General features: G+C 68.5%; 15 protein-coding genes and 1 tRNA gene. 7 read left to right on the plus strand and 9 right to left on the minus strand.

Annotated features, from left to right (window positions below; translation table 11 throughout):
- A partial coding sequence (locus RTU05_RS11760; RefSeq protein WP_312598473.1) for a glutamate-5-semialdehyde dehydrogenase occupies nt 1–1,204 on the plus strand: 1,204 nt, incomplete at its 5' end.
- Nucleotides 1,205–1,241: 37 nt separating this feature from the next.
- Nucleotides 1,242–1,451, plus strand: a complete 210-nt coding sequence (locus RTU05_RS11765; RefSeq protein WP_312598475.1) for a type II toxin-antitoxin system PrlF family antitoxin — start codon at nt 1,242–1,244, stop codon at nt 1,449–1,451.
- Nucleotides 1,452–1,621: 170 nt separating this feature from the next.
- Here RTU05_RS11765 and RTU05_RS11770 read toward each other — a convergent pair whose 3' ends face one another.
- Nucleotides 1,622–4,054 (minus strand): membrane-bound PQQ-dependent dehydrogenase, glucose/quinate/shikimate family, encoded by a 2,433-nt coding sequence (locus RTU05_RS11770; protein ID WP_312598477.1) that lies wholly within the window; start codon nt 4,052–4,054, stop codon nt 1,622–1,624.
- 227 nt (nt 4,055–4,281) lie between these two features.
- On the opposite strand from RTU05_RS11770, the gene RTU05_RS11775 reads away from it, so the two are divergent.
- From RTU05_RS11775 to RTU05_RS11795, 5 genes are all read left to right on the plus strand, one after another.
- Complete coding sequence (locus RTU05_RS11775; protein ID WP_312598479.1) at nt 4,282–5,709, plus strand: NAD(P)-dependent oxidoreductase; 1,428 nt, start codon at nt 4,282–4,284, stop codon at nt 5,707–5,709.
- Nucleotides 5,706–10,217, plus strand: coding sequence for a glutamate synthase large subunit (gene gltB / locus RTU05_RS11780; RefSeq protein WP_312598481.1), 4,512 nt, complete (start codon nt 5,706–5,708; stop codon nt 10,215–10,217). Before RTU05_RS11775 ends, gltB begins: the two co-directional genes overlap by 4 nt.
- A 35-nt stretch (nt 10,218–10,252) precedes the next feature.
- Nucleotides 10,253–11,557 (plus strand): ammonium transporter, encoded by a 1,305-nt coding sequence (locus tag RTU05_RS11785; RefSeq protein ID WP_312598483.1) that lies wholly within the window; start codon nt 10,253–10,255, stop codon nt 11,555–11,557.
- Between the two features lie 330 nt (nt 11,558–11,887).
- A complete protein-coding gene (locus RTU05_RS11790; protein WP_292019304.1) occupies nt 11,888–12,310 on the plus strand; it encodes an Hsp20 family protein in 423 nt (140 codons plus the stop codon).
- Nucleotides 12,311–12,373: 63 nt separating this feature from the next.
- The gene (locus RTU05_RS11795) at nt 12,374–12,625 is read left to right on the plus strand and encodes a DUF1150 domain-containing protein (protein WP_292019306.1); all 252 of its coding nucleotides are present in this window, start codon (nt 12,374–12,376) and stop codon (nt 12,623–12,625) included.
- A gap of 19 nt (nt 12,626–12,644) precedes the next feature.
- Here RTU05_RS11795 and RTU05_RS11800 read toward each other — a convergent pair whose 3' ends face one another.
- The 8 genes from RTU05_RS11800 to RTU05_RS11835 form a co-directional block, all read right to left on the minus strand.
- Nucleotides 12,645–13,109, minus strand: coding sequence for a PTS sugar transporter subunit IIA (locus tag RTU05_RS11800; RefSeq protein ID WP_312598485.1), 465 nt, complete (start codon nt 13,107–13,109; stop codon nt 12,645–12,647).
- A 78-nt stretch (nt 13,110–13,187) separates the two neighbouring features.
- Nucleotides 13,188–13,904 carry a ribosome hibernation-promoting factor, HPF/YfiA family gene (gene hpf, locus RTU05_RS11805; protein ID WP_312598487.1) on the minus strand — a complete coding sequence of 239 codons (717 nt, stop codon included), beginning with the start codon at nt 13,902–13,904 and terminating at the stop codon, nt 13,188–13,190.
- A 64-nt stretch (nt 13,905–13,968) separates the two neighbouring features.
- Entirely contained in the window at nt 13,969–15,465 is a 1,497-nt protein-coding gene (gene rpoN / locus RTU05_RS11810) for an RNA polymerase factor sigma-54 (RefSeq protein WP_312598489.1), read from the minus strand.
- A 277-nt stretch (nt 15,466–15,742) separates the two neighbouring features.
- Nucleotides 15,743–16,534 carry an LPS export ABC transporter ATP-binding protein gene (gene lptB / locus RTU05_RS11815; protein WP_312598490.1) on the minus strand — a complete coding sequence of 264 codons (792 nt, stop codon included), beginning with the start codon at nt 16,532–16,534 and terminating at the stop codon, nt 15,743–15,745.
- Between the two features lie 30 nt (nt 16,535–16,564).
- On the minus strand, nt 16,565–17,068 hold the full coding sequence (locus RTU05_RS11820; RefSeq protein WP_312598492.1) for an LptA/OstA family protein: 504 nt from the start codon (nt 17,066–17,068) through the stop codon (nt 16,565–16,567).
- A gap of 5 nt (nt 17,069–17,073) precedes the next feature.
- Entirely contained in the window at nt 17,074–17,733 is a 660-nt protein-coding gene (gene lptC, locus RTU05_RS11825; RefSeq protein ID WP_248118374.1) for an LPS export ABC transporter periplasmic protein LptC, read from the minus strand.
- A 7-nt stretch (nt 17,734–17,740) separates the two neighbouring features.
- Nucleotides 17,741–18,355, minus strand: coding sequence for a ribonuclease D (locus tag RTU05_RS11830; RefSeq protein ID WP_312598495.1), 615 nt, complete (start codon nt 18,353–18,355; stop codon nt 17,741–17,743).
- Nucleotides 18,356–18,555: 200 nt separating this feature from the next.
- Nucleotides 18,556–18,642: transfer RNA gene (locus tag RTU05_RS11835), tRNA-Leu, on the minus strand.
- Between the last annotated feature and the right edge of the window lie 251 nt (nt 18,643–18,893).

Below are 18,893 nucleotides of genomic sequence, written 5' to 3' on the forward strand. Positions count from 1 at the left end.
CGCCCTGCGCGAGGCGCCGGCCGACGCCCGCACCCGGGCGCTGGAGTTGCTGGCCGAAAAGCTGAAGGCGGCCGAGCCCGCGCTCCTCGACGCCAACGCCCGCGACGTGACAGCCGCGCGCGCCAACGGCATGGCTGAGGCCCAGATCGACCGCCTGCTGCTGACGCCCGCCCGCGTGGAGGGCATGGCCCAGGCGGTGGCGATCATCGCCGCCGTGCCCGATCCTCTGGGCGTGGAGACCGAACGCTGGACCCCCGCCAATGGTCTGGACATCGCCCGCGTCCGCACCCCCATCGGCGTGCTGGGCGTGATCTATGAGAGCCGCCCCAACGTCACCGCCGACGCCGCCGCCCTGTGCATCCGCTCGGGCAATGCAGCCATCCTGCGCTGCGGCTCGGACTGTCTGCAATCGTCCCTGGCCATCGCCGCCCTGATCGCCGAAGCCCTGGCCGAGGCCGGCCTGCCCGCCGACGCGATCCAGCTGGTCGACACCCCCGACCGCGAGGCCGTGGGCCTGATGCTGACCGGGCTGGACGGCGCCATCGACGTCATCGTGCCGCGCGGCGGCAAGAGCCTGGTCGCCCGCGTCCAGGCCGAGGCCCGAACGGCGGTCCTCAGCCACCTGGAGGGGCTGAACCACACCTATCTGCACACGTCGGCCGATCTGGAGACCGCCCGCGCCATCGTGCTGAACGCCAAGATGCGCCGCGTCTCGGTGTGCGGCGCGACCGAGACCCTGCTGGTGGACCGGGCGGCGGCCCAGCACCTGTTGCCCCCCGTCGCCGCCGACCTGATCGCGGCCGGCTGCGAACTGCGCGGCGACGCGGAGGCGCAAGCGCTGGTCCCCGGCATGGTCCCGGCGGACGAGAACGACTGGCGGACCGAATATCTGGCGCCGATCCTGGCCGTCCGCATCGTCGAGGACATGGACGCCGCCGTCGATCACATCGCCCGCTACGGATCGGGCCATACAGAGGCCATCGTCGCGACCGACCAAGCTGCCGCCGAACGGTTCGCCTCGAAGATCGACAGCGCCATCGTCCTGATCAACGCCTCGACCCAGTTCGCCGACGGCGGAGAGTTCGGCTTCGGCGGCGAAATCGGCATCTCCACCAGCCGCCTCCACGCGCGGGGGCCGGTCGGGGCGGAGCAACTGACCACCTACAAATACGTCGTGCGCGGCCAAGGGCAGGTCAGGCCCTGAATTTGCAGGCGGGGCGCTTTTCCCTCAACCTCGACACATGATCACCAGCCGCCTAACATCCAAGGGCAGGACCACCATCCCGCAGCCGGTGCGCGCCGCCTTGAAGCTGCGAAGCGGCGACGAGCTGCAGTACGCTCTGCGAGGCGGCAAAGTCGTGCTGACCAAGGTGCGGCAAGCGCCGGAAGCCTTTGCCGTCTTCGACGAGTGGCATAACGAAATTGACCGTAAGGCTTACGCCAAGCTCTGAATTCTCCCTCCCCGTTCGGGGAGGGTGGCTGAGCTGAAGGCGAGGCCGGGTGGGGGCGGCCTCACAAACCACGCATGAACGAGAAAAGGCGGCTCGTTTCCGAGCCGCCCCCACCCGGTCGCCGGCGCGACCACCCTCCCCCGCTGGGGGAGGGAGATTGACGCTTCGTCTCAGCCGCGTTGCGGCAGAGCATAGGCGATCACATAGTCGCCCTCGGGCGTCTCCATGAAGTGATGGCCGGCGGCGACGATCACCAGATACTGGCGGCCGTTCTGCTCGTAGATCATCGGATTGGCCTGGCCGCCTGCGGGCAGGACGTCGGACCAGACGGTCTTGCCCGTCTCGATGTCGATGGCGCGGATCAGATCGTCGGTCGCCGCGGCGATGAAGATCAGACCGCCCGCCGTGACCACCGAACCGCCGTTGTTCGGCGTGCCGATCTCGAGCGGCAGCATCGAGGGGATGCCGAACGGCCCGTTCTTGCGGGCCGTGCCGAACGGACGGTCCCACAGGGTCTTGCCGCTCTGCACGTCGATGGCGCGGATGCCGCCATACGGAGGCTCCTTGCACAGCAGGCCGGTGAAGGGCATCCGCCAGCCGGCGTTCACGTCGATGGCGTAGGGCACGCCCATCTGCGGGTCGCCCGCGCCCTCGGCCTTGGACAGGTTGCCGCCCCGGTTGGCCAGCTCCTTCTCGCGGGCGATGTAACGGGGGTCGTCGCGCGGGAACCAGCCCAGCTTGTCGGCCTCGGCGCGGGGCACCAGACGGTTGTAGTTGGGCATGTCGTTATAGTTGGCGACGATCACGCCGCGACGCGGATCCAGCGCCACGCTGCCCCAGTCCGAACCGCCGTTGTAGCCCGGATATTCGATGAAGCGGCGGTCGGCGGTCGGGGGCGTGAACTGGCCCTGATACGACGCCTTCTTGAACTGGATGCGGCAGATCATCTGGTCGATCGGCGACATCCCCCACATGTCGGCTTCGCGCAGATCGGGCTTGGCCAGGGTGTTGAACAGCGAATAGGGCTGGGTCGCCGCACGCTGAGCCGGTTCGACGCCCCCGCGCGGAGCCGGACGATCCTGCACCCCATGCAGCGGCTGGCCCGTGCGGCGATCCAGCACGAAGATCTCGCCGCGCTTGGACGGCAGGATCACCGCCGGCGTCACCCCGCCCGCGGTCGGAATGTCGACCAGGGTCACCTGCGAACCCAGGTCATAGTCCCAGACGTCGCGGCGCACGGTCTGATAGCTCCAGCGCGGCTTGCCGGTCGTGACGTCCAGCGCGACCAGGGCGCTGGAATACCGGTTCTCCTCGGGGCGGCGCAGCGACGAATAATAGTCGGCGGCCGAGTTGCCCATCGGCAGATAGACCAGGCCCAGCGCCTCGTCGCCGGTCGCCGTCGTCCACATGTTCGGGGTGCCGGGCGTGTAGGTCTGGCCGGCGGGCGGCGTGGTGGCGGTCTCGGGACGCATCATGTCCCAGGCGAAGCGCATCTGACCCGTCACGGCGTCATAGCCCTGGATCACGCCGGAGGCGTTCCAGCGCTTCTGGCCGTCCAGAACCTGGTGGCCGGTGACGATGATCCCGCGCACGATGACGGGGGGCGAGGTGATCGACACCATGCCGGGATAGGGGTCGCCCATCCCTTCCTTGATGCTGACCGCCCCATTGGTCCCGAAGGCGGGGCAAGGCACCCCCGTCCTGGCGTCCAGGGCGATGATGCGGCCGTCCAGCGTGCCTTCGATGATGCGGGTGGCGCAGGGCTGGGCCTGGTCCGCGTTCGGCACGGCGTAATAGGTCACACCCCGGCACGCGGCCGTATAGGGGATTTGATCGTCCGGCACCTGGGGATCATAGGCCCACTTCTGCTTGCCGGTATTGGCGTCCAGGGCGAACATCTTGTTGCGCGCCGAACACAGATAGATGGTGTCGGCGATCTTCAGCGGCGTGGTCTCGGCCCCGAACCGCTGGCCCGGCAGGTCGCCGGTGCGGAAGGTCCAGGCGCGTTCCAACTGGCCCACATTGTCCTTGTTGATCTGGTTCAGCGGCGAATAGCGCTGGGCGGCGTCCGAGCCGCCATAGGCGGGCCAGTCCACGCCGGCCTTGATCAGGGCCGGATCGCCGAACGGACCGCGCGCGCCGGGCACGGGGCTGTCGACGCCGGGTTTGTTGATCTGTCCGACCACCAGGCCGAACACGACCGTCAGCACCGCCAGGCCAAGCGCCCCGACGCCCGCCGTGCGACCGCCGCCCCGACCGGGACGCAGCACCGGCAGGGTCGCCAGAACCAGGAACATCAGGACCAGCGGCCCGACCAGGCGCGGGATCATGGCCCAGCCGTTCAGCCCCTTCTCCCACAGCGCCCAGACCAGGGTCAGGATGAAGGTCGCGCCATAGATCCAGGCGCCGCGAACGTCGCGATAGACAAGGAAAAAGCCCGACGCGATCAGCGCCAGGCCCGCCAGCAGATAATACCAGGAGCCGCCCAGCGCGGCGAGTTGAACCCCGCCCACCGTCAGCACCAGGCCGATCACGGCCAGAAGCAGGCCGAGAAGCAGGGTCAGCCAGCCTCCCAGACCTGCGGGGGTTGTCCATCGCGGCATGATCGGCGTCTCCTGCTGGGATTGCAGTTGCGGCAACGGTTCAACCTCCGTCTGGTTCCTAATGTCGCATGGCCGGAACCAAACAGCGTTGCATCGCAGCGAAGGAAATCGGCATCATTTGACGACGGAACGTCCGATATTGGACGATTTATTCTTTTTCTTCCGCTGATAATGGCTCGCGGCAATAATATTTGCCTATCGGCCTGGCTTTGCGGCATATGCGAGACATGCATAAGACCCTGAAGCAAGGCGGGACTTTCGTCGTCGAACCTCGCCGCCTGTCCAAGGCCTCGGCCGAACTGCGCGCGCGCGGTTTCGGCGAGATCACGATTCCGCCGTCCACGGAGACGGCCGAGAAACAGGCGTCGCGCTGCACAGACTGCGGCGTGCCCTTCTGCCAGAACGCCTGCCCGCTTCAGAACAACATCCCCGACTGGCTGCGTCTGTCGGCCGAGAACGAGGCCCGCGAGGCCTGGCGCGTGTCGTCCCAGACCTCGACCATGCCCGAAATCTGCGGCCGCATCTGCCCGCAGGACCGGCTGTGCGAGGGATCGTGCACCCTGAATCAGTCCGGCTGGGACGCCGTGACCATCGGCTCGGTCGAGGCCTGGCTGGGCGATCAGGCGTGGGAAAAGGGCTGGGTCGAGCCGATCCGCCCGGCGGCCGAACGCGGCGAGACCGTGGGCGTCGTCGGGGCGGGGCCTGCCGGTCTGGCCGCCGCCGATCGTCTGCGCTCGGAAGGTTATCAGGTCACGGTCTATGACCGGCACGACCGCGCGGGCGGCCTGCTGATCTATGGCATCCCCGGCTTCAAGCTGGAGAAGCACGTGGTCCAGCGCCGCGTGGATCGCCTGGCCGAAGGCGGGGTCCGGTTCGTGCTGGGCTGCGAGGTCGGCAAGGACGTGACCCTGACCGAATTGCGCGAGCGTCATGACGTGGTCCTGCTGGCCATGGGCGTCTATCAGCCGCGCATCCTGTCGGCGCCGGGCCGTGGGCCAGATTCGACGGTCGAGGCCCTCTCCTATCTGACCCATCAGAACCGCCGCGACCTGGGCGACGCCGAACAGGACGGATGGCATGAGGCGCGCGGCAAGCGCGTGGTCGTGATCGGCGGCGGCGACACCGCCATGGACTGCGTCCGCACCGCCATCCGTCAGGGCGCGGCCAGCGTCACCTGCCTCTATCGCCGCGACCGCGAGAACATGCCGGGTTCCGCCCGCGAGGTGCAGAACGCCGAGGAGGAAGGCGTCGTCTTCGAATGGTTGGGCGCGCCCAAGGCCCTGCTGTCCCAAGGCGATATCGTCACCGGCGTCCGCGCCGCGCGGATGCAGCTGACCGAAGCCGCCTCCGGTCAGCGTCGCGACATCGTCCCGGTGCCGGGCGCCGACTTCGACATTCCCGCCGACATCGTCATCGAGGCCCTGGGCTTCTCGCCCGAGCCGTTCGCGGCGCACGAGCCTGACCTTCGCCTGCGCGACGACGGCACGATCAAGGTCGGTTCGGTCAGCTTCGCCACCAGCCTGCCCGGCGTCTTCGCCGCCGGCGACGCGGTGCGCGGGGCCTCTCTGGTCGTCTGGGCCGTGCGCGAGGGCCAGGACGCCGCCGCCGAGATCGACCGCTACTTCAAGACCCGCACCGAGGAGGTCGCGGCATGACCTGGCTGAACAAGTACAACGAGACCCGCGACCGGTTGGAAGCCGGAAACGCCTATGACCGCGCCTCCGAGCGCGACGCCTGCGGCGTGGGCCTGGTCTGCTCCATCGACGGCACGCCGCGACGCGACGTGGTCGAATATGCGATCCGCAGCCTGAAGGCCGTCGCCCACCGGGGCGCCGTCGATCCCGACGGCCTGTCGGGCGACGGCGCAGGCATCATGGCCGAACTGCCGCAAGGCTTCTTCGCCGAACAGGTGGCCTCCATCGGCCAGTCCCTGCGTCCCGGCCCCATCTGCGTCGGTCAAGTCTTCCTGCCGCGCACCGACCTGGGCGCCCAGGACCGCGCCCGCGCCATCGTCGAGACCGAGGCCCTGCGCGGCGGTTTCTGGATCTATGGCTGGCGCCAGACGCCCATCGACCTGTCGGTCGTGGGGACCAAGGCCGGCGCGACCCGGCCCGAGATCGAACAGATCATGCTGGCCCCGCCCCTGGACGACGCCGGCCAGCCGCTGGACGGCGAGGCGCTGGAGCGCGAACTGTATCTGTGCCGCCGCCGCATCGAAAAGACGGTCAAGACCGAGAACCTGGCGGGCGTCTATATCTGCACCCTGTCCGCCCGCTCCATCGCCTACAAGGGCATGGTCCGCGCCGAACTGCTGGGCGACCTGTATCCCGACCTGGAGGACCCGCGTTTCGTCTCGGCCTACGCCGTCTTCCACCAGCGCTATTCGACCAACACCTTCCCGGAATGGAAGCTGGCCCAGCCCTTCCGCATGATGGCCCACAACGGCGAGATCAACACGCTGAAGGGCAATCTGAACTGGATGAAGTCGCACGAGATCCGCATGGCGGCCGGCGCCTTCGGCGACCGCGACCGCGAGGTCAAGCCGGTGGTCCAGCCGGGCGGATCGGACTCGGCCGCGCTCGATAACGTCATGGAGGTGCTGGTCCACGCCGGTCGCCCCGCGCCGATGGCCAAGGCGCTGCTGATCCCAGAGGCCTGGGCCAAGGACGATGTGGTCATGCCCGCCGAACACCGGGCCTTCTACGCCTATTGCAATGCGGTGATGGAGCCGTGGGACGGCCCGGCCGCCATCTGCGCCGCCGACGGCCGCTGGATCGTGGCGGGCAAGGACCGGAACGGCCTGCGCCCCCTGCGCGCGGTCGAAACCGTCGACGGCCTGTTGATGGCGGGCTCCGAAGCCGGCCTGGTGCCGATTCCCGAAAGCCGGGTGAAGCGCCGCCTGCACATCGGCCCCGGCAAGCTGATCGCCGTGGATCTGAAGCATGGCCGCGTCTATGACGAGCATGAGGCCATCGACGCCCTGTCGGCCGCCCACCCCTATGAGGCGTGGCTGGACAATATGGTCGATCTGGAGCCGATCATCGGTCCCGGACCCGAGCCGCGCTCCGTTTCCGGCGAGGCCCTGACGCGGCGCCAGATCGCCGCCGGCTACAGCCGCGAAGACCTGGACCTGCTGCTGGACGCCCTGGTGCGCGACGGCAAGGAGGCGGTCGGCTCCATGGGCGACGACGCCCCGCCCGCCGTCCTGTCGGCCCTGCCGCGCCCGCTGTCGCACTACTTCCGCCAGAACTTCTCCCAGGTCACCAATCCGCCTATCGACCCGCTGCGTGAAGCCGGCGCCATGAGCCTGAAGACCCGGTTCAAGAACCTGGGCAACATCCTGGCCGAGGAGGAGGCCCAGACCGACGTCTTCGTGCTGGACAGCCCGGTCCTGACCAACGGCATGTACGAGCGGATGATCGAGACGGTCGGCGCCGGTTCGACCGTGGTCATCGACTGCAGCTATGATGTCCCCTCCGACGACGCCCGCCCTGGCGCCGCCCTGCGCGCGGCGCTGGACCGGATCATGGACGAGGCCGAGGCCGCCGCCCGCGACGGCGCGGCCCTGATCGTGCTGACCGATCAGGCCGGTTCGGCGGACCGTCTGGCCGCCCCGATGATCCTGGCCACCGCCGGGGTTCACGGCCGCCTGACCAAGGCGGGCCTTCGCACCTATTGCTCCATCGTCGTTCGCACGGCCGAGACGCTGGACCCGCACGGGTTCGCGGTCCTGGTCGGGGTCGGCGCCACCACCGTCAACGCCTGGCTGGCCCAGGACCTGTTCCAGGAGCGTCTGGACCGGGGCCTGTATCCCGGCCTGACGCTGCGCGACGCCTGCCTGAACTACAAGGCCGGGATCGAGGCGGGCTTGCTGAAGACCCTGGCCCGCAAGGGGATCAGCGTCATCTCCGCCTATCGCGGCGGGTGCGAGTTCGAGGTGCTGGGCCTGTCGCGGGCGCTTACGGCCGAGTTCTTCCCTGGCGCCCCGTCGCGCATCTCCGGCATCGGCCTGGCCGGTCTGGAGCAGGCGGCGATGAAGCGGCACAAGGTGGCCTGGGGAGAGGCCGTCCCGTCGCCCGCCATCGGCGGCTTCTTCAAGATCCGTTCGGGCGGCGAGGCCCACGCCCACGAGGCCAGGACCATCCACCTGCTGCAGGACGCCTGCAACCGGGGCGACTATCGCCGCTTCAAGCAGTTCTCCGAGGTCGTCCGCGCCCAGGCCGACCTGTCCCTGCGCGACCTGCTGGACTTCCGCGAAGGCGTCGCCATCCCGCTGGACCAGGTTGAGAGCGTGTCGGACATCCGCCGCCGCTTCCTGACCCAGGCCATGTCGCTGGGCGCCCTGGGGCCAGAGGCGCACGAGACGCTGAACATCGCCATGAACCGCATCGGCGCCCGCTCGGTGTCCGGCGAGGGCGGCGAGGATCCCGAACGCTATCACCCGCGTCCGAACGGCGACGACGCCAACTCGGCGGTGAAACAGGTGGCCTCGGGCCGGTTCGGCGTCACCGCCGAATATCTGAACCAGTGCCGCGAAATCGAGATCAAGGTGGCCCAGGGCGCCAAGCCCGGCGAGGGCGGCCAGTTGCCCGGCTTCAAGGTGACCGAGTTCATCGCCCGGATGCGCCACGCCGTGTCCGGCACCACCCTGATCTCGCCGCCGCCGCACCACGACATCTATTCCATCGAGGACCTGGCTCAGCTCATCTACGACCTGAAGGCCATCAACCCCGATGCGCGGGTGACGGTGAAACTGGTGTCCGCCTCGGGCATCGGCGCCATTGCGTCCGGTGTGGCCAAGGCCAACGCCGACGCCATCCTGATCGCCGGCCACAACGGCGGCACCGGCGCCTCGCCCCAGACCTCGATCAAACACGCGGGCCTGCCGTGGGAGATCGGGTTAGCCGAGGCCCATCAGGTGCTGACGCTGAACAATCTGCGCGGCTCGGTCACGCTGAGGACCGATGGGGGCGTCCGCACCGGCCGCGACGTCGTGATCGCCGCCATGCTGGGCGCCGAGGAATACGGGGTCGGCACCGCCGCCCTGATCGCCATGGGCTGTCTGATGGTGCGTCAGTGCCATTCGAACACCTGCCCGGTCGGCGTCTGCTCCCAGGACGACCGCCTGCGCGAGAAGTTCACCGGCACCCCCGACAAGGTGGTCAATCTGTTCACCTTCATCGCCGAGGAGACGCGCGAAATCCTGGCCTCCATCGGCGCCCGGACGATGGACGAGATCATCGGCCGCACCGACCTGTTGCGCCAGGTGCGTCGCGGCGGCTCGCACCTGGACGACCTGGACCTGAACCCCCTGCTGGTTCAGGTGGACGAGGGCGCGGCCGGCAAATGGGCCGACAAGGCGGCGCGCAAGCCCATCGCCGAAAGTCTGGACGCGCGCGTTCTGAAGGACGCCGTGCGCTTCCTGGATCGCGGTCAGACGCTGGAGCTGTCCTATCCGCTGAACAACACCCAGCGCACGGTCGGCGCCGCCGTGTCCTCGGCAATCGTGCGCCGCTTCGGCGCGCAAGGTCCCGCCGGTCGTCTGAAGCTGCGGCTGGAAGGCATCGCGGGCCAGAGCTTCGGCGCCTTCGCCGCCAAGGGTCTGGAACTGCACCTGACGGGCGAGGCCAACGACTATGTCGGCAAGGGCCTGTCGGGCGCCGAGATTTCGGTCCGCACGCCCGAATGGCGCGAGGATCAGCTGATCTGCGGCAACACCACCCTGTATGGCGCAACCTCCGGCCGGCTGTTCGTGGCCGGCGCGGCGGGCGAGCGGTTCGCGGTCAGAAACTCCGGCGCCGAGGCGGTGGTCGAGGGCCTGGGTGCCCACGGCTGCGAATATATGACCGGCGGCCGCGTGGTCGTTCTGGGTCCGGTCGGCTGGAACCTGGCGGCGGGCATGAGCGGCGGCGAACTGTTCGTGCTGGACCAGCCCGGCCATGCCGAGCGCGCCCTGAACGGCGATCTGGCGGGCGTGACCGACATCGACGCGGCGGCGGCCGAGCGGCTGCGCGGCCTGATCGAGGCCCATCTGGCGGCGACCGGCTCGCCCCTGGCCCGCCGCCTGCTGGGCGACTGGGACAACAGCCTGCAAAGGTTCGTCCGCATCGTCCCGCTGACGCACATCGTCGCCAAGACCGAACGGCTGAAGACCAGCGCCTGACCTCCACGCCCTCCTCTCCTCCCCGAGACGAACAGATGAAACGCTACGCCGCCTTCGCCGCCACTCTTGCAGCGGGGGCGGCGTCGCCCGCCTTTGCGGCCCCGGCCTTGCTGGCGCACCAGACGCCGCTGGTCATCGACAGCGCGGCGACCGCCTGGATCCTGACCTCCACGGCCCTGGTCCTGCTGATGACCCTGCCGGGCCTGGCGCTGTTCTACGGCGGCATGGTCAGGAAGAAGAACATCATCAGCGTGGTCGCCCAGTCGGCGGCGGCCTTCGCCATCGTCTCGGTTCTGTGGTTCCTGGTCGGCTACAGCCTGTCGTTCGGCAAGGGACCGGAGCCGATCAACGGCTTCATCGGCGGGGTTCAGGCGGCCTTTCTGAACGGGGTGACGGCCCGGACGGCCCACAGCCTGCTGCCTGGCCTGCCCGAACTGCTGTTCGTCGCCTTCCAGATGACCTTCGCCATCATCACCCCGGCCCTGATCGCCGGCGCCTTCGCCGAGCGGATGAAGTTCTCGGCCAGCCTGCTGTTCTTTGGCCTGTGGCATCTGATCGTCTATGCGCCGATCTGTCATCAGGTCTGGGGCGGCGGCTGGCTGGGCGGGCTGGGGGTTCTGGATTTCGCGGGCGGGGCGGTGGTCCATGTCAATGCAGGGGTCGCCGGCCTGGTCTGCGCCCTGGTGCTGGGACCGCGCCACGGCTTCGGGCGCGACAACATGGCCCCCGCCAACCTTGTCTATAGCGCCATCGGCACGGGCCTGCTGCTGGTCGGCTGGCTGGGCTTCAACGCGGGATCGGCCGGCGCGGCGGATGCGCTGGCCGCCACCGCCGCCTTCAACACCATCCTGGCCGCAGGCAGCGCCGCCCTGGGCTGGATGACCATCGAATGGTTCGACCGCAAGCGCCCGACCCTGCTGGGCCTGTTGTCGGGGATCGTCGGCGGCCTGGTCGCCATCACGCCCGCCGCCGGCTTCGTCGATCCCAAGGGCGCCTTCTTCATCGGCCTGATCGGCGGCCCCGCCTGCTATGCGGGCGCGGTCTGGCTGAAGCACGCGCTGAAATACGACGACAGCCTGGACGCCTTCGGCGTGCACGGCGTCGGCGGGGTCGTCGGCGCCCTGCTGACCGGCCTGTTCGCCACCACCACCGTCAACGCCCTGTCGGACGGCGCCACGGTGTGGAAACAGGCCGTCGGTCTGGTGGGCGTCATCGCCTGGAGCGCGGCCGGCACCTTCGTCGTCCTGATGATCTGCAAGTTCACCACGGGCCTGCGCGTCACCAGGGACCAGGAGGTCGAGGGACTGGACTACACCCAGCACGGCGAAGCCATACATTAGGGTCACACGATACGTGGCGTATTAACGTCATTCCGGGGCGTCCGCAGGACGAACCCGGACCCGAAGGGCGGCGCGTAGCTGCCAACCCAGGCGACTGGCATCAGGCATCGGATGAGGCATTCAACATCGCGACTGTCGCCCTGGGTTCCGGGTTCTTCGCTCCGCTCAGCCCCGGAATGACGTGCTGAGGGTCGGGCCGAAGGACCTCGGGCTTGGGGACGACCGTCGCCGGTTGATCCCGCCCCCGCCAACCCCCATCTTCATCTGTGACGGAGCGTCTTGCCGATTGCGGGAGACGCCTTCGCCGGTCGCTTTCTCCAAGGACCCCAGATGACCACGACGCGCACTATCCTGTTCGACAGCCCGTTCCTCTTGGGCTTCGACCACACACGCGCCCTGATCGACCGCGCCGCCAAGGCCGCGGCCGAAAGCTATCCGCCCTATAATGTCGAGCAGATCGGCGATGCGGGCGTGCGGATCAGCCTGGCCGTCGCCGGCTTTTCGCCCGAGGAGCTGGCCATCACCCTGGAAGGCCGCCAGTTGACCATAGCCGGCAAGCGCGACGATGCGGGCCGGGGCGAACAGGCCTTTCTGCACCGGGGCATCGCCGCGCGCGGCTTCGTGCGCAGCTTCGTCCTGGCCGACGGGCTGGAGGTGTCCGGCGCCCGGCTGGAGCACGGCCTTCTGCATGTCGACCTGATCCGGCCCGAGGCCGAGCGTCAGGTGCGTCGCATTCCCATCACGGCCGGCTGAAAGGCGCGGATGTTCGAACCGCCCGGCGATCCGGGCGTTGTCAAATCGAAGGAGGCGGTCCTAATGACGCCGATGACTATGACCAAGGAAGATTTCGCCGGCCTGGGCGCCCCCGACCTCGTCTATGTGCGCGAGATCAAGGCCTCCGACCTGCTGGACGAGGCGGTGCAGATCAAGGACGTGGATATCGATCCCGGCCAGATGCTCTACGCCGTCCACAGCGCGGACGGCGAGCGTCTGGCGGTCATGATCGACCGCGACACCGCCTTCGCCGCCGCCGTGGCGCATGAGCTGGAGCCCGTTTCGGTTCACTGACCGGCGGAGGGTGGGCCCGTCAGGCGGCGGTCGCCGCCTTGTCCCTGACGAACAGCGCCCGAACCGCGTCGGTCGTATGGGCCTGACGCAGCTGCTCGCGCAGTTCGGGAGAACGCAGGGCGCGCGACACGGCCGCCAGCGCCCGCAGATGCTCCGCCCCCGCCTTCGGCGGCGCGAACAGGCCCAGGATCAGATCGACGGGCCGATCATCCACGGCGTCGAACGCCACCGGCGTATCCAGCCGAACGAACACCGCCGTCACCTTGTCGATCTGGGCAAGGCGCGCGTGCGGCACGGCCACCCCCGACCCCAGGCCGGTCGAGCCCAGGGCCTCGCGCTCCATCAAGGCGTCGAACACCTTGGCCTCGTCCACGCCCAGGGCGTGCGACGCCGCCTCGGACAGGGCGTGCAGGGCCTGACGCTTGGACGACGCCCCCCCGCGCAGCACCACGCCCTTGGGCGCGAGCAAATCACCGATGTCCATCAAACAACCCTCGATTACGCATACGAACGGCGCGGGCGCCCGTTTAGAGCCTCCCGCGCCGAAGTCAAACTAAGCCGTTCAGTTCACGGCGGCGCCGGTCTTGGCCCCATCGGTCCTGGCCCCGTCGGCGTGAGCGCCATCGGCGTGGGCGCCGTTGGTCTTGCCGTTGGCGGCGGCCGTCCGCTCCGGGTCGATCCAGCCGACATTGCCGTCCGGCCGGCGATAGACGACCGCCAGGCCGCCATGCGCCGCATTGCGGAACAGCACGACCGGATAGCCGGTCATGTCCAGTTCCAGCACCGCGCGACCGACCGTGATGGTGCGGATTTCATGCTCGGTTTCCGCGATCACCATGCCGAGCGGCGGCGGGCCGTCGTTCTCGTTCGCGTCGCCGAAGACATCGTCCTCCACGCTGTCGGGATCCCTCAGCACGATGCTGCGGGCGACTTCGCGGGCGGCGTTCTCGGTCTTCTCGGGCGACAGGCCCTTGGGCCCGATATGGTGATCCTTCAGGCGACGCTTGTAGCGACGCACCCGGGTTTCGAGACGATCCAGCGCCTCGGTGAAGGCCGAATGGGCGTCGCCGCCGAATCCGGTCGTCACCAGCGTCTGTCCAGACGCCAGGCGGACCCAACAGTCCACCTTGAAGCCATGGCCGTCCTTGGACACCACGACCTCGGCGTCGTCACCGCCTCGGGCGAAGTATTTTCCGACCCCGTCTTCGAGTTCCTGGGAGATGCGCGAGCCTAACGCTTCGCCGACATCCACTTGCTTGCCGCTGACTTGGACTTGCATGCCGATAGAACGCGCCCGACCCGATTTGGTGTCAATCGGGATCACCATTTTGTGGTGAAGCTTATCAGCCGGTCTTCAGCATCCGTCGACGTTGCACCGAGGACGGAATTCTCAAGGCTTCCCGATACTTGGCGACCGTTCGACGGGCGATGTCGATGCCGGTCTCCTTCAGGATTTCGACGATCCGGTCGTCGGACAAAACGTCGCCCTCCAGACCCTCGCCGTCGATCATGGTCTTGATCCGATGGCGGACCGCCTCGGCCGAATGGGACGACGCCCCGTCCACCGACTGGATGGCGGCGGTGAAGAAGAATTTCAGTTCGAACACGCCCCGTGGCGTGGCGACGTATTTGTTGGAGGTGACGCGGCTGACGGTCGATTCATGCATGCCGATGGCGTCCGCCACCGTCTTCAGATTCAGCGGCCGCAGGAACTCGACGCCGAAGGCGAAGAAGGCGTCCTGCTGGCGCACGATCTCGGACGACACCTTCAATATGGTCTTGGCGCGCTGGTCCAGCGATTTGACCAGCCAGTTGGCCTGGACCGCGCAGTCGGCGACGAAGGTCTTTTCGGTGTCGGAACGCGCGCCAGCCTGAACCAGGCCATGATAGCGCTTGTCCACCAACAGACGCGGCAGGGTGTCGGCGTTCAGCTCCACCCGCCAGCCGCCGGCCGGATCGGGCCGCACATGGACGTCGGGCACGACCGTCTGGGCCGGTTCGCCGCCGAAGCCCGCGCCAGGCCGTGGCGTCAGGGCCTTCAGCTCGGCGATCATCTCGGCCAGGTCTTCCCCGTCCACGTCGCAAACCCGGCGCAGCGCCGTCAGGTCGCGCCGCGCCAGAAGGTCCAGATTGTCCAGCAGGGCCGCCATCGCCGGGTCGAACCGATTGCGTTCGATCAGTTGCAGCTTCAGGCATTCCGGCACAGACCGCGCCATGATCCCCGTGGGCTCGAACCCCTGACAGACGCTCAGCACCGCCTCGATCCGTTCAAGCCCGACGCCGAGCCGATCGGCGAACTCGGCCAGTTCGCCGCGCAGATAGCCGCCCTCGTCCGTCGCGTCGATCAGGGTCAGGGCGATGCCATGGTCCGCCGCCGTGAACCCCGCCGACGACGCCTGGGCCTGGAGATGTTCCCACAACGTCGGCTCGTGGGTGTCGGGCCGTTCGCCCTCGCCCTCGAAGGTCGATCCGCCCTTGCCGGCGCTGGACCAGTCCGACAGGCCCGGCTGGGCCTCGTCGGTCATCCGGTCGCTGGTGCGTTCGCCCGGCGCGGCGTCGCCATAGACGTCGTCCGATCCGGCGTCCATCGCCGCGACCGATCCCTCGCCCACCCCGTCGCCGAAGGTCATTTCGCCGTCGCCGGCCTCGGCCCGTTCGGCGGCCTCGGGAGTCTCGCCCTCCGGCTCCTCGCGCTGCAGCAGCGGATTGCGCTCCAGCTCCTGCTCGACGAAACCGTCCAATTCCAGGTTGGACAGTTGCAGCAGCTTGATCGCCTGCTGCAGCTGGGGCGTGATGACCAGCCCCTGCCCCTGCCTGACCTCTAACCTCTGCCCGATCACGTCCGCATCCCGCCGCCAGGGCCAGACTGGCCCGGAACTTGCTGGGGCAGAATGTCGCCAAACCGGTTAACGTCCGACGAACGACGCCACACCCTATCCTTCGTCATTCCCCGGCAAGCCGCGCCTTCGCGGCGCAGACCGGGGAACCCAGCGGCGCCGAAGGCGATGCGTCCGGAAAGCGAATGTCAGACATCGAGCGTGCGACAGGTTCGCGCTGACGCGCGCCGCTGGGTTCCCCGGTCTCGCTACGCTCGCCGGAGAATGACGAAAGCAGCGTTCAAACGTAGTTTTCGCCCAGATACACCCGGCGCACCTCGGCGTCGTGGATCGCCTCGTCGGAGGTGCCTTCGAACAGCACCGCGCCGTTGGAGATGATCGACACCCGGTCTGTGATGTCCAGGGTCTCGCGCACATTGTGGTCGGTGATCAGCACGCCGATGCCCTGGCTGGCCAGATAGCGGATCACGGTGCGGATGTCGGCGATGGCCAGGGGGTCGATGCCGGCGAAGGGTTCGTCCAGCAGCATGAAGGACGGCCGCCCGGCCAGGGCGCGCGCGATCTCGACCCGCCGCCGCTCGCCGCCCGACAGGGCCGTCGCCGCCGCATGGCGCAGATGGTCGATATGCAGTTCGTGCAGCAGCCGCTCGGTCTCGGCCTTGATCTGATCGGCGGGGTAGTTCAGCTCGACCACCGCGCGCACGTTCTTCTCGACCGTCATGCCGCGAAAGATCGAGGCTTCCTGCGCCAGATAACCCAGGCCCATCCGCGCTCGCTGATACATGGGCTGGCCGGTGATGTCCTCGCCGTCCAGCCAGATCGAGCCAGAGTCCGGCGGGATCAGGCCGGTGATCATGTAGAAACAGGTGGTCTTGCCCGCGCCGTTCGGCCCAAGCAGCCCCGCGACCTCGCCGCGCTGCACCGTCAGAGACACGTCGCGCACCACCTGCCGCGCGCCGAACGACCGCGCCAGATTCATCACCCGCAGGCCCTTTTCCGCAGGCGCGGGCGCCACGGCGGCCGGTTGCGGCCGCTCGTCCAGGTTCAGGGCTGACAGTTCCTTGCGCGCCAAATGCTCAGGTCCGTGACGGGCCAGACGGCCTCAGTTCGAGTTGGGATAGAAGACGCCCTGCACCCGGCTGCCGGCGGCGCCGCGCGGCGCGCCGTCCATGCGGGCGGTCTCGGTGTTGATGTTGTAGACCAGGCGCGATCCGGTCAGCACGTTCTGGCCCTGGGTCAGGATGACGTTGCCCGTCACCACGATCTCGCCATTGCCCAGATTGTAGACCGCGCGGTCGCCGCGCATCGACTGGTCCGGGGTGACGAAATAGACGGTCCCCGCCGCCTCGGCCCGCTCCAGGCTGCCGCCGTCGCTGCTGACCAGGGTCAGGGTGTCGGCGCGAAAGCGGTTGCCGCCCTGGGTCGCCTCGGCCCGGCCGCGCAGGATCACCCGGTTGGGCGCGTATTCGACCGAATCGGCGCCATAGGCCACCGGCTGGTTCGACGCCTGGGCGCGGCCCGCACCCTGGCTCTGAGCGTCGCCGACCGCGGGCAGGGCCACGACCGCGACCGCCGCGACGGCCGCCAGGGCCTTGGAAATCTTCATCGTCATCATCGGCCTGCACCCGCGGGCGTCAGCACGCCCTTCACCTTGTTGTCGCCTGCGCCATCGAACACCACGCGCTGACCCTGGTCATAGATGGCATAGGACGATGCGTTGATGGTTCCAATAGGGCCTGAACCCTGAACGCCCTTTGAACCCGTCACCACGCCGGTATCGGTGTTCACCACCGCCTCGGGCGTGGTCAGGATGAAGCCCGTGCCGCCGTCGGAAATCCGCACGTTCGGGCCGATCGTCACCGTCTTGCCCTGCTCGTCATAGGTTCCGCCGTCGGCCGTCAGCTCCGTCACCTTGCGCCCGCCCAGGTTCAGCTTCAGCGCCGGGCCGATCAGGCGGAACTTGCCCGTATTGGGGTCGCGCACCGCCCCTTGCGCGCCCACGGTGAAGGCGCGGCCTTGCGAATCCTGGCCGTGGAACAGCGGGCTGTCCAGCCGCACCTCCTGGCTCTGGCTGGCCTTGCGCTCCACCCCCGACATCACGGTGCGGAACACCGTCCAGGTCAGCACCCCGCCCGCCAGCACCAGGATGACGATGGGCAGCACCCGGCGATACAGCTTGACCCGACGCGACCGCGCGCGCCAGCGGGCGCCGGCCAGGGCGACCCTGGCCTCGTCGGCCTCGATACGGGACGGATCGACGGGGTCGGTCAAGCGCGCCTCAGCTGTGGGCGAAGATGTCGATCTCGTCCCAGCCGGCGAGGTCGAGCGCCGAACGGGTCGGCAGGAAGTCGAAACATTCAGCGGCCAGATCGGCGCGCCCCTCGCGCGCCAGCATCTGGTCCAGCTTGGCCTTGGCCGCGTGCAGATAAAGGACGTCCGACGCCGCATAGTCCAGTTGCGCCTGGGTCAGGGTGTCCGCGCCCCAGTCCGACGACTGCTGCGCCTTGGACAGGTCCACGCCCACCGTCTCGCGCACCACGTCCTTCAGCCCGTGCCGGTCCGTATAGGTGCGCGCCAGTTTGGAGGCGATCTTGGTGCAATAGACCGGCCGCGTCTCGACGCCGAGGTGCAGCAGGAACATGCCGATGTCGAACCGGCCGAAGTGGAAGATCTTGGTCACCGCCGGATCGGTCAGCACCCGCTTCAGGTTCGGACAGTCGTAGGCAGGCCGGTTCAGCCGCACGACATGGGCGTTCCCGTCGCCCGACGACAGCTGCACCACGCACAGCGGATCGCGGCGGAAACGCAGGCCCATGGTCTCGGAATCGATGGCGACCTCGGACCCCAGGTCCAGATCGTCGGGCAGGTCGCCCTCGTGCAGGTAAACGGTCATGCTGAGGCTCTTACACGGCGAACGCGGCGGACGAAACGGGCTACAGCAATGCCGAGCGCCGCGCTTGGCCTCCACACAACGGCCTCAAGCAGCGGAGCGCGCGCGCGAAGCGATGGGCCGCAAAATACGCCGCCGCGCGCGAGGCGGTGGGCTGAAACAACAACGGCGCCGTGTTCGAAAACACGGCGCCGTCTGAAAGATGGTGCCCAGAAGAGGACTCGAACCTCCACGGCCGTTAAGCCACTGGCACCTGAAGCCAGCGCGTCTACCAATTCCGCCATCTGGGCCCCGTCGGCAGCGCCTTGCGGCGTTTCCATCGGGAAGGCGCGGACCTCTAAGGGAGGCTCCGGGCGGGGTCAACAGGGATTTTTCGCCTTTGCGAGATTTCTTCCGCGAACGGCGTTTGAAGCGTGGCCGCAAAGCCCTCGCCGCCGTCGTTTAACGCCCGCTAAGCCTGTTTTCTAACCGCGCCTTGAGGCGACCGGGCCTAGAAGGACACCATGACGGAGCCGTCCCCGCCCCTGCCGACGACCGAGCG

This window comes from Brevundimonas sp. (genome assembly GCF_032017145.1).
In the GTDB taxonomy this organism is placed as follows: domain Bacteria; phylum Pseudomonadota; class Alphaproteobacteria; order Caulobacterales; family Caulobacteraceae; genus Brevundimonas.